This is a genomic window from Cecembia calidifontis, assembly GCF_004216715.1.
Lineage (GTDB): Bacteria > Bacteroidota > Bacteroidia > Cytophagales > Cyclobacteriaceae > Cecembia_A > Cecembia_A calidifontis.
Map to the genome: position 1 here is coordinate 4,781,486 of NZ_SGXG01000001.1, position 13,579 is coordinate 4,795,064.

Genomic DNA, 13,579 nt, shown 5'->3' on the forward strand with positions numbered 1-13,579 from the left:
AGCATTCGTGTTCCTTTTGTCTATTTGGTGGTTCGTAAAAAAACTTCACAGGTACCCCATCGGTCTTTTTATGGATTTTGCCTCGCTACTTCCAGCGCTTTTGTAGTGGTAAAGTACTTCACCAGCATATTGGGTACTTCCCAATTGGGCATATTGCCTTTTTGGAAGTATTCCAAAAACTTTTCCGTCACTTGGGCAAAGTGTGCCTCATGACCCACATGGTAGCTATCAGGAATCTGCACCAGGTACTTTGCATCGGGCAGTCTCTCCAAGCCAAGCCCGGGATACTTTGCCTGTAGGGTCTTAAGGACCGCTTCCTCCAATTCCTTTTCCTGTCCATCATACAACTCAACATATAAAGTAGGTTTGAAAGCTTCAGCTTCCCCCTGTTGGATGATCAGAAGGGCCTTGGTGCCCCGCATCACACTGTAATGGGTATCTCCCCCACCCTCTGGCGCCTGAAAATCCCAGATCACACTGACCTTGGCATGCTTGCCCCGCAAAGTGTAATGCATCTCCCCGTTACCAAATACTTGAAGTTTATTGTCCTGAATGTCTTTTTGCAGAAATTCGGGAAACCCTTCCTTGCCGGTTACTTGCTGAAACTGTTCAGCTGAAAGCGGTGTGGTCCATCTCTTGGCAGCAAGCATCTCCACATCTGACATGTCCAAAACCTGTTCAGGAAAGGCTGCCCATTGAATCAGATCTACCAAATGCGTGGTCACATCCACCAAACCCTCTCCCTGTTTGGTCACATCAAAAAACCAATCCGGACGGATCAGGGGCTGTCCGGAAACATATTTGAAAAAATGGTGGACACTTTCCTTGGTGATGGCAGGTTCTTCGAGGGTTCCATCCACCAAAGTCCCAAAAACCTCAGGAATCATGGACAGTTCCTTTTGTAAAATGGAAGTAATCTCAAAGCGCTCCGTCATGATATCATAAAGCAAGAGGTCTTTCTCCTTTGGCAATGCAAATGCCTGCTGCAATTTCCCGAATCCCTCCTGATCAATCACCAAAGGTTTATCCGCATAGACGTGTATTCCATTTTGAATTGCTGCTAAGATATAATCGATTTTTTGGTCATTTTTCCCCGCTACCATCATCACATTTCCTGGCTTTTGGGCAATCATTTGCTGCAGGTAATCATTTCCCTTATAAACCTCCACTTTCCAAGCAGTAGGATGGTCAACCCGGGTATTGTAGCCCTCCAACCTGCGGAGATAATCCTTGAGTTCCTCTCCATCAGGTGCAAAAACATATACCGTGGAATCCACCTCGGGATACATGGATTTGTGGATCAGACCGGCATGAAAATGTCCGGGATCCAGGCTCATAAATACCACTTTTTCCCTATCAGGCATATTTTCTTTCTTTGGAGCTTGGCATGCAATCAAAGCAATCAGGGCCGAAAAGGCCAATATTTTTTTCATTTTCTTTCCTTCAAACTTTAACATAATCTGTTCCATAAGGTGCTCTTTGCGGTCTGCTCAAATGCACATTGGCAGCTTCATCATTGACAAATCTTTCTTTCACCACATCCCATTCCAGTCTTCTGCCCACTTTCATGGCCACATGGCTGATCAGACAAACCGAGCAGGAACGATGGCCGATTTCAATTGGAGAAATGGGCTCTTTTCCGCTTTGGATACAATCCAGCCAATTGCCGTGCTGGTCATCACTCTTATACAAATGTATTTCATTGGGACCAATTACCGACTCCAAAATCCTCGGGTCCGATGCATCTAATGCCTTAGCGCTTTCGCTTTTACTTACCGGATCGCTGGCAGAAGCGACATAGTCCCCCCGGGAGACCCATATCCAACCCTCCGTTCCTTCATAGCGTATGCCGTTGGGATATCCTCCACTGGTAAGCATGGTAATTCCATTATCGTATTCTGCTTTGACCATAAAATCCCCGTGAACATTCCAAAATCCCGCCCTGGGAAACTCAGCCACCGCTTCAATATACCTTGGCCCTGTATATTCTGTATCCATACCCCATGCAGCACAGTCAAAATGATGCTGCCCCCAACCGGTAATCATCCCGGCACCATAGTTCTCATGCCTCAACCATCCCGGCCGGTCATACCCCTCTTGGGGGTGCACACCGATTTCAGAATAGGGCAATTCCGGCGTAGAACCCAGCCACATGTCGAAATTCAGGTTTTTAGGTACAGCCATAGAAACTGCTTCCGGCCCCGATGGATCACCTGGCAGGCCTATCCTAACAGTATGCAGCTTTCCAATCCTTCCATTGCGGACCAGTTCCGCCGCTATCCTAAATTGGGGACTGGAGCGCTGCTGGGTTCCCAACTGCACCACCACACCTGTTCTTTTAACCAAATCGGTCAATTGCCTCCCTTCTTTGATCGTGAGGGAGGTAGGTTTTTGCAAATAAATATGTTTGCCTGCCAATGCTGCCTCCATGGCCGGCTGTGAATGCCAATGATCCGGAGTGCTGATAATGACCGCATCTATATCCTTATCCAAAAGCATTTCCCGGTAATCCCCATATTGTTTGACATCCATGTATGGTTTACCCATTTTTTTGCTGTAATGCTCTTCAATCAATTCCTTCCCCTCTCTCATCCTTTTGATGTCCACATCAGACACTGCCACTATTCGGGCCACATCATGCGCCCATGTACCCGGTAAATCATGATACCTTGCGATTCTACCACAACCGATCTGTCCGATATGAATTTTATTACTGGGAGCATTTTTACCCAAAACAGAAGCAGGAACAATGGTAGGAAAGCCCAATGCAGCCCCCGTTAAAGCTGTAGTTTTGATAAAATCCCTTCTATTCATAGGTTTTCCCAGGTTTAAGGTTCTCAATATCTTGCAAATTCATTCCAAAAGTCCTCCGCCTCTTCGGGGCTTAAGTTACCGTCAAATACGATCATCCTGTATTTGAGCACATTGGATTTTCCGGGAAGGATTTCCCAGGCTTTATGCCGGATGGGACAAAATTCTATAAAGACATTTTCCTTTCCATCATAAAAATCCTCGGGCCATACACGCATAGGCTCAGGATGGGCCCTGTTTTTTGGATGACTTAGGAAAAGGATACCACTTTGGCCTGAAGGATCATCTGACTCCCCATATACCATCACCCATTTGGCAAAACTCCCATCGGCGGATTTGCGGTCTTTGCCTTCGGAAGTAAGGATATGGCTATTGGCAGTACCCCACCGGGCTGTCGCTCTAAAACCTATCCCGCCACCGTATCGGTAAGCATCTAATACCACCGGACTGCTCAGGGGAGTCGAGATTTGGGTAGTGTAGTCCACGGCATATCTATTCCCCTGTGTATTCCAGACCCTTATTCCCAAATCCTCTTCGATGGCCACTTGGGCACCCTTCGGAGCCAAAAGGTCCACATGATTCTGCCTGACGATGATTTCAGCATATTCCGCATGCTCCTTTTTCGAAATCAGGTGATCAAAATCCACCCTGCCCTGTCCTTCACCCAGATTCCAAAAATCAACTTCTCTGCCTTCTACCAAAGTCCTGGTCCAGGGACCCCAGATGCCGTAATGATGGTAATGGTCAGGTGGCTGAATCCGGGTGAGTTCCTGTCCGGAAAGTGAAGCCAGCGGATGGATAAATCCTGATTTTCTGAATTTGGAATCCACGCCTTCAGGTACATCAGCAATAGCGGTCTGATAGGTCAATAAAACCTTTCCTTCAAATACAAAATCAATCCCTCTTTGTGATTCTGACAAGTGAATTTCCTGCCCAAAAACTAAAACCGGCAAAGTAATGGTCAAAAACATCAAACAGAAAAGTCTTTTGAAAATCATAGGTTTTTAGGTTATTTGGTTTGGTCCTTTCAATTTATACAAAATATCCAAAGTCGCCATGCAAAACGCCCATTTTAGGATTATCGGAAAAATTATGCTGCTGACCCTTATCCTGAGCGGACCAGTGCTGACCTCCAGTGCACAGGATCTTCCCGTAGTGCCATTGGATGCCCTCTGGACTGACAAAATTCATACATTGGCTCCGGAAAAACCCAGCTTCCCCTTTTCAGGCAAGAAAAAGATTTTGGTATTTTCCCTCCATACCGGCTTTGAGCACTGGGTCATCCCCCATACCTCGGAAATGATCCGGATCATCAGCGAAAAAAGCGGTGCTTTCGAAACAGTGGACAGTAAAGATATCCGTATGTTTGAATCCGAAAACCTAAAAAATTTCAGTGCAGTAGTACTGAATAACACCTGTTCAAAACCTGAACACCGTAATCTTTTTTGGGATAAGTTAAGGGCTGAGTCTGAGGAGGACAGCCTGATTTTGATGCAAAAAGCTTTGGACCTGGAAAAAAACTTACTGAATTATGTCGAAAACGGCGGCGGGCTAATGGTAGTCCATGGTGGCATTACCACCCAAAATAAATCCAGGGCATTCAGCAGATTGGTGGGGGCCAGCTTTGATTACCATCCTCCCCAGCAGCCTATTCAAGTCCGCTTAGTTGATCCGGAACACCCCTTGGTAAAGGCGTTTCCCAAAGAAGGTTTCAACCATATTGATGAACCTTACTTCTACAGCAAAGCATACGAAGACAAGGATTTCAGGCCCCTGCTTTATTTCAACAATGAAGAAATCACCGGTCAAAGGCAACCTGCAAAAACAGGAAAAACTTATGTCTCCTGGATAAGACCTGAAGGAAAGGGAAAGGTAATGTATTGTTCCCCCTCCCACAATGCCCAGAGTTTTGAAAACCCGGACTTGCTCCGGTTCTTTTTGAATGGTTTGCAATATGTGGTAGGAGATGTGGATTGTGATGATCGGCCTTTGGGCTCTTCCTGAGGTTTTAAAACTCAGTATTTACAGAGAAGGGAATGATATCCAGTGCGTCGCATCACGCTGAGATTTTAAAATTCACTATTTACAGATCATAAAATGACAAAAGGTTTCACGCAGCAGTCGCAGCGATCGCTGCGAGAAATGACTATTTGTCATTGGTAGAAATGAAGTGTTTAACCCGACTCGTGAATTATGTTGAAAAAAAATCAAAAAGACCTTTGGGTAAGCCGCAGCGCACCCAAAGGTCCTAAACCTACCTTCTGCCCAAAGAAACCCGATAGTTGTCCGGCCTGCCTTGCATGTTGATATGGAGGAACCTTACCCTACGGTTTTGATCCCTGAAAATGATGACATCTTCCTGTTCCGGATCGATTTCTTCCCTCGACCTACCCCCAAACAATGCCCTAAAGCCCACCTGGGTCACAAGGCTTAAAGGAACCCTGATCTGGTAATTCATATCCATGTCAAGACTCTGTCTTCCGGAAATCTCCAGGAACCCAAGACTTGAATTGATATTCATCCTAGGAATGATCAAAGCCCCTTCTTTTAATTCAAAGGTATTGGAAAGGGTATCAAACCTCACCCTGTTCAGATTCCGGTCGGAGAAATAATCAGAAAGCGCCCTGAAAGGAGCAAAATTCACCAAAGCCCCATCATAGACGGTCAATGTCAACTTTGCCTCTGATTGATCGATGATGGGGGTTAAGTCGGGATACACCAGGAATTTACCTTCCAGATTTCCGGATACATGACCTTTTAGATTTTCATTGATGAGTACGTCCTGTCCAAAATTCTCAAACTTGAACAATAAATTATCCAAGTTGAGCTTATTGGCCTGAGCTCTGGCATGAAGGTATATTTTATCGGGATTCCTTCCATTAAAATAACCTTTCATTCCCAATGTACCGTTTGCAACCTTCAGACCTAATGTATCTATATACAGAAAATGGTCTGTTTTTGTCCTTAACTTAGCCCTGACATCCTCCAACCAGAAATTATGGTAATTCAGCTTTTTGATGTCGGCTGTAAATTCCATATCCCTGAATGGAAGCTTAAAAACATTAAATGCTTCGGCATGGTTGGTATCTTCTTCAAAACCCTTAAAGCCCATTAAAGCATCCAGGTCCAGGGCTGCTGCACGAAAACGGAAATAATCCTTTTTGGTCCTAAGGCTGTCCACCAGGTTCAGTCCCAAGTCCATGCTAAACTCCGACAAACCCATCTTCCCACCAAATCCATTTATCGCTAAATAATCCTTTTCATACCTGATTTTACCCTTGAACTGTTCCAACTTCAAAGGATGCATTTGGGTCCTTCCTGACAACTGGTGGAGGGTGAGCTCAGCTGACTGAAGGCCATTTTTAAAATAAAGGTCGATTTTCCCGTCAAGTTTCAGGGAATGGAGGACTTCTGAGCTCCAGGATTCGGGGAGGTAATTGACCCCATTATAACTCAACAGGTCATTGATCCTGAGCTCTTTGGACTGAATGGCCCATCGAATCCCCGATTCTCCTTTAAGTTCTTCCCTGAACCATTTCGGGTAATTTTCCACGAGTCCTGTCAACAGAAAATCAGAGCGGTCAATCTCGCCCTTGAATTTCTTAATTTCCAGGTTTGTGTCGCCTACAAGAACTTCTGCATCAAAGTCATGGAAAGTATGGGGATAATTTTCCAGCCGCGCATGAAATTCCTCTATCCTGAATTTTCCTTTTGGCAAATAATCGAACCCGAAAAGCTCATCGGCATTGGCCAGGAATCCAAATCTAAAGGAAAGATCGTGGATCTTTTCAGTTTTCCCTTCCCCACCCAGCAACTGTCCAAGGTCAATTTTTTTCGATTTGGCTTCAATTTGCATATTTACCGGTTTAGAAAACCTGTGAAAAAGTGCAGGAAAATCGCTCAAACTCCCTTTAACTTGAAAATCGGAATCCTTGATCTTAAAATTTAACCTATTGAGCGTAATCTTTCCGGATTGCATGATGGCAGAGGCATTGACCTGTTGGATGGGATGGGGATAACCGGCAATGGAAAAACTAAGGTCCCTCAAAATCAGTTCTGACTGTAAACTTTGCTTCAGCTGCGCCAGGTCTGCAGCAGATGCATCAAGCTCCACCAGTTCATCAAAATCCATATTCAGTAACACCTTTCCGCTAATCCCCTCAAATTGTTCAAGCCTAAAAAAATTGCCTACAAAACCCAGGTCAAGATCAGCTTTTAACTTGACCTTGACATAAGGATCTTCAAAATTGCGGATGATGAGATCCCCCTGAAAAATCCCTTGTTCAGGACGGGCGTTGAAATTTTGGATGCGTAATTCGGATGTTTGAAGACTTCTTTCAGGACCATTGGTAAAAAACCCAAAAAACCTCAGATCATCCACTTTCAGGTTATTGTCCGATCTTAGGAAAAAGGCATTTTCACACCCAAATTCAGCCAAAATCATTGGCTTACTTCCTTCGGCGAGCACACCATTGACAGAGCCTTTGAAGAAGACTTCACCCTGGTTTTGGTACTCATTGAGGGCCTTGGCCACTTCTTTTGGCATAAATGCCCCAAGCATATTAAAATCAGGCTTTTGGCCTTCAAATTTCAAATCAAGTTCCACTCCTTCCTCCAATACATCCACTTTACCGGAAGCGGTAAATAGTGCATCTTCCAGCTGTATACTGGATGGACTCAGATTCAACACCTGTTGTCCGGTATTGAAGTTAAAACCCAGATCCAGTCTGATCTGCTTTTCAGAAAAAAAAGTAGGCTTTCCATGGCGAAGCAGGTCAAACATCATGTCGGCAATCAGTGAAACTTCCAATTGCTCTTTTTTGTGACGTATACTGCTTTTCCAGTTGTCAATATAGATTTTGTAGGACACGGTATCTGATTGGTCTTCATAGGATACCGAAAAGTTTGAAATTTTAAATTTTGCCAGGTCAAAGGCCAGGATTTCCTCGGACTCAGACTCCTTGGACTCAATTCCCTTTGCTAAGAGGATATTGATATCGCCATTGGGATATTTTACAAGGTCAACATGGCCATCACTAATCCGGATACTTTTGACCTTGTAGTTTCCATCTAAAATATCCCAAATATTAAATCCTACATACAGGTCCGATGCCTTATAAAAAGGTCTGGTATCCCTGTTTTTGTTTTCATAAAATGCAACCCCTTTAAGGTCAATGGATATGTAAGGAAAGTCCCCCAAAACCGAAATCCGGCTTCTTTCTACAGTGAGCTTACCAACAAATTGTCTATTGGCAGCCTCGATCGCTTTTTGGGTGATAGCTTCTTGTTTCCATGCAAGAACAGCAGCTGTCAGACCTATCAGGAATAGAGGCAATAAAAGAAGAATGAAGAGGGCCTTTTTGATCCAGGGTTTCATGGCTCATTTGTAATTTCCTACACAAACGATAAGCCACCATGAGATGGTTACATTGAAAATAAAAAACCTTCGGATTTGCTTAAGCAGCTCCGAAGGTACGACCAAACTTTGAGTCCACCAGGACAAAAACAAAGGTGTTTTTTTGAACTTGTATTTTAAAAGGACCTTTGAGTACACCTGAAGTTGAAGCACTCCATGATCTTTATCCCTTATAAGGCAGTCGGTAAATCCTGTCACCTGTTAATTTGTATATGGCATTACACAATGCCGGTATGAATGGAGGAACAGGAGGTTCGCCCACTCCGGTAGGTTTTTCCATGTTTTCCACCAAATGTACGTGGATTTTCTTGGGCGATTGTGGCATTCTGATGACCTGATAGCCATCATAATTGTTCTGTTGGACCTTCCCGTTTTCAAAAGTAATGGCCGAAGTAAGTACCAAGCTGGTAGCAAACTGTGCTCCACCTTCAAACTGGGACCTGATACGGTCTGTATTGACGCCAATTCCGCAGTCTACGGCATAATGGACTTCAGGAATCAATATCTGCCCATTGCTGCCCCTTTCCACTTCCACAATGCAGGCCACATAAGTCAGGAAGCTTTTGTGGACGGCAAATCCTATTGATTTCCCGGAGGCAAGGGCCTGTTTCCAGTTGGCTTCTTTGGCTACTCTTTCTATGACCCCCCTCAATCTTCGAGTATTCCAAGGGAATTTATCCAGCGGTTCACCATAGTTACCAAAATCACCTTTCAGCTCCCCTTCAAAAGTCAGGTTTTTGTCTGCATCCAGCATACTCAAAAGAAAATCCACCGGGTCTGACCCTTTGGCTTCCGCCACTTCATCCAGCATACAGTTGATGGCAAAGGAATGGTGGATATTACTCACCGAGCGCAACCATCCGATGCGGGTATGTGCCTTGGATTCATGGGTCTCGATACGGATATGGGGCACTTCATAAGGAAAATCGATACAACCCAAACCCAATTCACCATCCGAGGGATGGAGTTCATCCGCATTACCTGTCGCACCGATTGCAGGGAATACGGTATGGTGGTTCCAGCCACTAAGGTTTCCATTTTTATCAAGGACTGCCCGGATTCTTTGGGCACTTTGGGCGTGGTAAAAGTCATGGTGAAGATCATCTTCCCTCGTCCACTGCACCCTGACCGGTGATTTGGCTGCTTTTGAAAGCAAGGCTGCCTCTACCACAAAATCCGGCTTGGATTTTCTTCCAAATCCTCCACCCAGCAGGGTAATGTTCATTTTGACATTTTGATAATCTATACCCAAGGCTTGTCCCACAGCCTGCCTGGCCCATTGCGGGTGCTGGGTTGGCGCCCACACTTCACAGGTGCCATCGCCCTTATAATCTGCGATGGCTACCGGAGGCTCCATGGTCGCATGGGCATAAAAAGGCGCCAGATAAGTTCTTTCGATTACTCTGCCTGCCTGTTGCATGGCCGCATTGAAATTCCCTCTTTCCCTTCTCACCTTTCCATTGCCTCTTGTACTTTGCAACATCTCCTGCAGCTGTCTCTCAGAGGAATAATTCTGGTTTGGGCCAAGGTCCCATTCAATCTCCAGGGCATCCCTTCCTTTGATGGCCGCCCAGGTATTGTCTGCTATGACCGCAACCCCTTCCAGTGCTTTATCCAGCCCGGGAGGAATTCCTGCCCCTTCAATTTTCACCACCTTGTTGACACCTGGAATGGCCAATGCTTTGGCATCATTGTAGGAAATTACTTTGGCCCCGATGACCGGACTTCTTTTCACTACGGCTATCTGCATATTGGGCAGATCAATGTCTGCTCCAAATGTTGCCTTGCCCATGGCAATGTCCAGGTTATCATAAATCGCGACATCCTTTCCTATAAGCTTATAGGAAGAAAATTCCTTCAGCGTAATATTTTCCGCTTTGGGCATTTCCATTTCTCTTGCTGTTTCGACCAGGTCGCCGAACTTAATTTTTTTTCCGCCTGAATGGATCACCTGCCCATTTTCTGTGCGGCATTCGGATACCTCTACCCCCCATTTCTGGGCAGCGGCGGCCAACAGCATGTGCCTGGCCGTAGCCCCTGCCTGACGCATGGGCTCGTAAAACATCCTTACAGAATAAGACCCATCCGTATTCTGGTCTCCATATTTTTCTTCATCACCCTCTGCCTGGACTATTTTGACCTTGGCCCAATCTGCTCCAAGCTCATCTGCCACGATCATGGGAAGGGATGTCCTGATACCTGTACCCATCTCCGAGCGGTGGGCAATAATGGTAACAAGGTTATCGGAATCTATACTCAGGTACACGTTGGGGGCAAATGTGATTGTCTCCCCTTTAGGTCCACTGCATTGGAAGTTGACACCCAGGATGAGCCCACCTGTAGCGAGGGAACCTATTTTCAGGAAGTCCCTTCGGGAAGGAACAAATACTTTGCTTTTATTCTCAGGTTCTTTTGTTTTAAGAAAGGGAAGTTTTGGCATCATGGCTTTTTTCTTTTCGGTGGAAAAATTAATAGGACTTGGAAGCAGTGAGGATAGCTTCCTTGATGCGGTTGTAGGTTCCGCAACGGCAGATATTGCCCGCCATGGCTGATTCGATTTCAGCGTCTGATGGCTTCGGGTTACGCTTCAGCAAGGCTGCCGCATTCATGATCTGCCCTGTCTGACAATAGCCGCACTGGGGGACTACATGTTCCACCCATGCCTTTTGGATAGGGTGATTGCCCTCTTTGGAGAGCCCTTCTATGGTGGTGATTTTCTGGTCACCCACTTCTGACACCGGATAAGTACAGGCCCGGATGGCTTCATCGTCCAATAAAACGGTACAGGCACCACAGAGGGCCTGACCACATCCATATTTGGTACCTTTCATGGAAAGTATATCCCGCAGTACCCAAAGCAAAGGCATGTCCGGTTCTACCTCTACCTGCAGCTTTTTTCCATTGATGATCAGGTTGAATTTTTCCATTGCTTGTTGATTATTTTGTTGGTGATTAATTGCCTCTGAATTTAAGCAAATTAAGTTAATGTGATTTTTGTCCCCGAAAAAGCAATCCATACTTTTTATTTTGGGAGATATAATACTCCCCAAAATTGAGACCAGAGGTTAAGTTAAAAAAAACTGTTTAAATTTAACCTTATGAACAAGCAAACAAGACGAAAGTTTTCTCCTGAGTTCAAGGCAAAAGTAGCCCTTGAAGCAATCAAGAATCAGTTTACATTGGCTGAATTGTCCAAGAAGTTCGATGTTAGCCCTGTGATTATATCCAAGTGGAAGGGTGAGTTTTTGGATAATATGTCAGCTGTATTTGAAAAGGAGCATTCAAAGAAAAAGGAAGAAGGCCCTGCCCTTGAGCAGCTCTATGCCCAGATCGGAGAGCTAAAAGTAGAGAATGACTTTTTAAAAAAAAGCTGCAAGAAACTGGGGATATGAAAGATCGGGCGACATTGATTTGTTCTGATTATAAGGGGCTGTCTATAAGGAGACAGTGTGAAGTATTGGAGGTTCCCCGAAGCAGTCTATATTACAAACCAAAAGGGGAAAACGAGGTCAATCTGAAACTTATGGGAATCATGGACAGGCATCTTACCGATCACCCTACTGAAGGCGTTGTGTCGATGGTCTATCTGTTGACAGGACTGGGCTTCGTTGTCGGCCCAAAGCGCATCAGGAGGCTTTTCAGGCTGATGGGCAGGGAAACCCTTTACAGGAGGAAGAACCTTACCAAATCCGGTTTGCGTGAATATATCAGGCCTTATCTTCTCAGGAACTTAAAGATTGAAAGACCCAACCAAGTGTGGGTAACCGATATCACCTACATTCCGATGCAGAAGGGGTTTATGTTCCTGACCGCAGTCATGGATGTTTACAGCAGAAGGATACTGTCATGGGGTATATCCAACAGTCAGGACGCCAAATGGTGTAAGCAGGTAATCGAAGAGGCCATCAGAGAATATGGTAAGCCAGAGATAGTCAATTCCGATCAGGGAAGCCAGTACACATCAGCCTTATGGATCAATTACCTTGAAGGGCTGGATATCAAAGTATCAATGGACGGAAAGGGAAGGGCTTTGGACAATGTATATATTGAAAGGTTCTGGAAGTCGATCAAGTATGATTACATCTATCTGAACCCAAGCGAGGACGGTTATGACCTGCTCAAAGGTGTCAAAAAGTATATTGAATATTACAACCAAAAGGTCCATCATACCACCAGGGAGAAGCCCGGGGAAAGGTATTTTGGGGCAACCCAAAAAGCAGCATAAAGCAAAAGTTAGTTGTCTTATTTCCCAAGGGTCCCCTTGGGAAATAGGACAACTAAGGATATATTAACAAATAAATAAATTAACTTAGCAACTGATACTTTTGGTCCAACAAATGGGGAGTATTATAAGATTAGTTTCCTAATCAATACGTTTAAAGTAAAATGCCATGTTGAAACAATTTTTCAAATTCCAAATTGAAGCCTTTGATTTTCTTGAGGAGCGCTGGGAAAGTGGGCCCGTTTCTAAGACCATCAGCAATATCGTCGTAGCGTTTTTCCTGGCAGGATTGGCCCTTGGCCTGCTGGCATATTTGGACATTTATCAAATCAGCACAGGCTACAGTGCTTTTTTTGCCATTGAATTGGCCTTTAATGTGCTATTGATCTTTGAGGTTTTGGGGCTTATCTTTTTGATTCCAAAATCGGTAGCAGATGCAGTAGGCAAGCAATTTGAGATCATTTCCCTTGTTCTGCTAAGGGATGCTTTCAAAGAGTTTGGACATTACTTGGGTGAAGTGAACTGGGAGCTTGAATTCCTGATGGAACTACTGCCCATTATTTCTGATGCTTTTGGAGCTATATTGATATTCCTGATCACAGGCCTTTTTTACAGGGCTCAAAAGCATGTAAGGATTACCGGGAGCTATGAGGAACAGCAGCGCTTTATTGGCATCAAAAAACTGATTTCCATTTACCTGACCCTTTCTTTTATCGGATTGGGCATTTATGACCTGTTTTCTGCTTACCAAAACCACCAATTCATCTACAGTATTAAGCTGTTTTATACCTTGTTGATCTTTACGGATGTTTTTATCCTCTTATTTTCACTTCGGTACACCACCAAATATTATAACCTGTTCAGGTATTCCTCCTTCGCTTTGGCCACCATCTTCCTGAGGCTGACATTATCTGCGCCGGCATATTACAACGTGCTATTGGCAGTTATAGCAGGGCTGATGGTTTTGGGGGTCACCTTTATTTATAATAAGTTGCTTTCCCAGCAAAAAATAAGTGACTGATTGTGAATTAAAAAAACTGCCATGCAGTTAAAAATCACATTTTTTTAAGTTAGGGGCTTGCATAAAAGCCAAGAGCCTATTACTTTTGCATCACCTTAAACGGTAACAG

At 44.6% G+C, this 13,579-nt stretch carries 10 protein-coding genes; 4 read left to right on the plus strand and 6 right to left on the minus strand.

Annotated elements, in window-relative coordinates:
- Positions 1 to 68: 68 nt before the first annotated feature.
- The 3 genes from BC751_RS20665 to BC751_RS20675 are packed head-to-tail and all read right to left on the minus strand — an operon-like array spanning position 69 to position 3,809.
- Positions 69 to 1,433, minus strand: a complete 1,365-nt coding sequence (locus BC751_RS20665; RefSeq protein WP_165389871.1) for a putative oxidoreductase C-terminal domain-containing protein — start codon at positions 1,431 to 1,433, stop codon at positions 69 to 71.
- A 10-nt stretch (positions 1,434 to 1,443) separates the two neighbouring features.
- The gene (locus tag BC751_RS20670; protein ID WP_130277254.1) at positions 1,444 to 2,814 is read right to left on the minus strand and encodes a Gfo/Idh/MocA family oxidoreductase; all 1,371 of its coding nucleotides are present in this window, start codon (positions 2,812 to 2,814) and stop codon (positions 1,444 to 1,446) included.
- A gap of 23 nt (positions 2,815 to 2,837) precedes the next feature.
- Complete coding sequence (locus tag BC751_RS20675) at positions 2,838 to 3,809, minus strand: DUF6807 domain-containing protein (RefSeq protein ID WP_130277255.1); 972 nt, start codon at positions 3,807 to 3,809, stop codon at positions 2,838 to 2,840.
- A gap of 58 nt (positions 3,810 to 3,867) precedes the next feature.
- On the opposite strand from BC751_RS20675, the gene BC751_RS20680 reads away from it, so the two are divergent.
- The gene (locus BC751_RS20680; protein WP_130277256.1) at positions 3,868 to 4,815 is read left to right on the plus strand and encodes a ThuA domain-containing protein; all 948 of its coding nucleotides are present in this window, start codon (positions 3,868 to 3,870) and stop codon (positions 4,813 to 4,815) included.
- A gap of 250 nt (positions 4,816 to 5,065) precedes the next feature.
- Here the strand turns inward: BC751_RS20680 and BC751_RS20685 are convergent, their stop codons facing one another.
- From BC751_RS20685 to BC751_RS20695, 3 genes are all read right to left on the minus strand, one after another.
- The gene (locus tag BC751_RS20685) at positions 5,066 to 8,188 is read right to left on the minus strand and encodes an AsmA family protein (RefSeq protein WP_130277257.1); all 3,123 of its coding nucleotides are present in this window, start codon (positions 8,186 to 8,188) and stop codon (positions 5,066 to 5,068) included.
- Positions 8,189 to 8,390: 202 nt separating this feature from the next.
- The gene (locus BC751_RS20690; RefSeq protein ID WP_130277258.1) at positions 8,391 to 10,670 is read right to left on the minus strand and encodes a xanthine dehydrogenase family protein molybdopterin-binding subunit; all 2,280 of its coding nucleotides are present in this window, start codon (positions 10,668 to 10,670) and stop codon (positions 8,391 to 8,393) included.
- A 25-nt stretch (positions 10,671 to 10,695) separates the two neighbouring features.
- On the minus strand, positions 10,696 to 11,154 hold the full coding sequence (locus tag BC751_RS20695) for a (2Fe-2S)-binding protein (protein ID WP_130277259.1): 459 nt from the start codon (positions 11,152 to 11,154) through the stop codon (positions 10,696 to 10,698).
- A gap of 171 nt (positions 11,155 to 11,325) precedes the next feature.
- Between BC751_RS20695 and BC751_RS20700 the strand changes: the two genes are divergently transcribed.
- The 3 genes from BC751_RS20700 (at position 11,326) to BC751_RS20710 (ending at position 13,470) form a co-directional block, all read left to right on the plus strand.
- Entirely contained in the window at positions 11,326 to 11,619 is a 294-nt protein-coding gene (locus BC751_RS20700; protein ID WP_130273826.1) for a transposase, read from the plus strand.
- Positions 11,616 to 12,452, plus strand: a complete 837-nt coding sequence (locus BC751_RS20705; protein WP_130273825.1) for an IS3 family transposase — start codon at positions 11,616 to 11,618, stop codon at positions 12,450 to 12,452. The genes BC751_RS20700 and BC751_RS20705 overlap by 4 nt, the downstream gene beginning before the upstream one ends.
- A gap of 166 nt (positions 12,453 to 12,618) precedes the next feature.
- Positions 12,619 to 13,470 (plus strand): hypothetical protein, encoded by an 852-nt coding sequence (locus BC751_RS20710; protein ID WP_130277260.1) that lies wholly within the window; start codon positions 12,619 to 12,621, stop codon positions 13,468 to 13,470.
- Positions 13,471 to 13,579 lie beyond the last annotated feature (109 nt).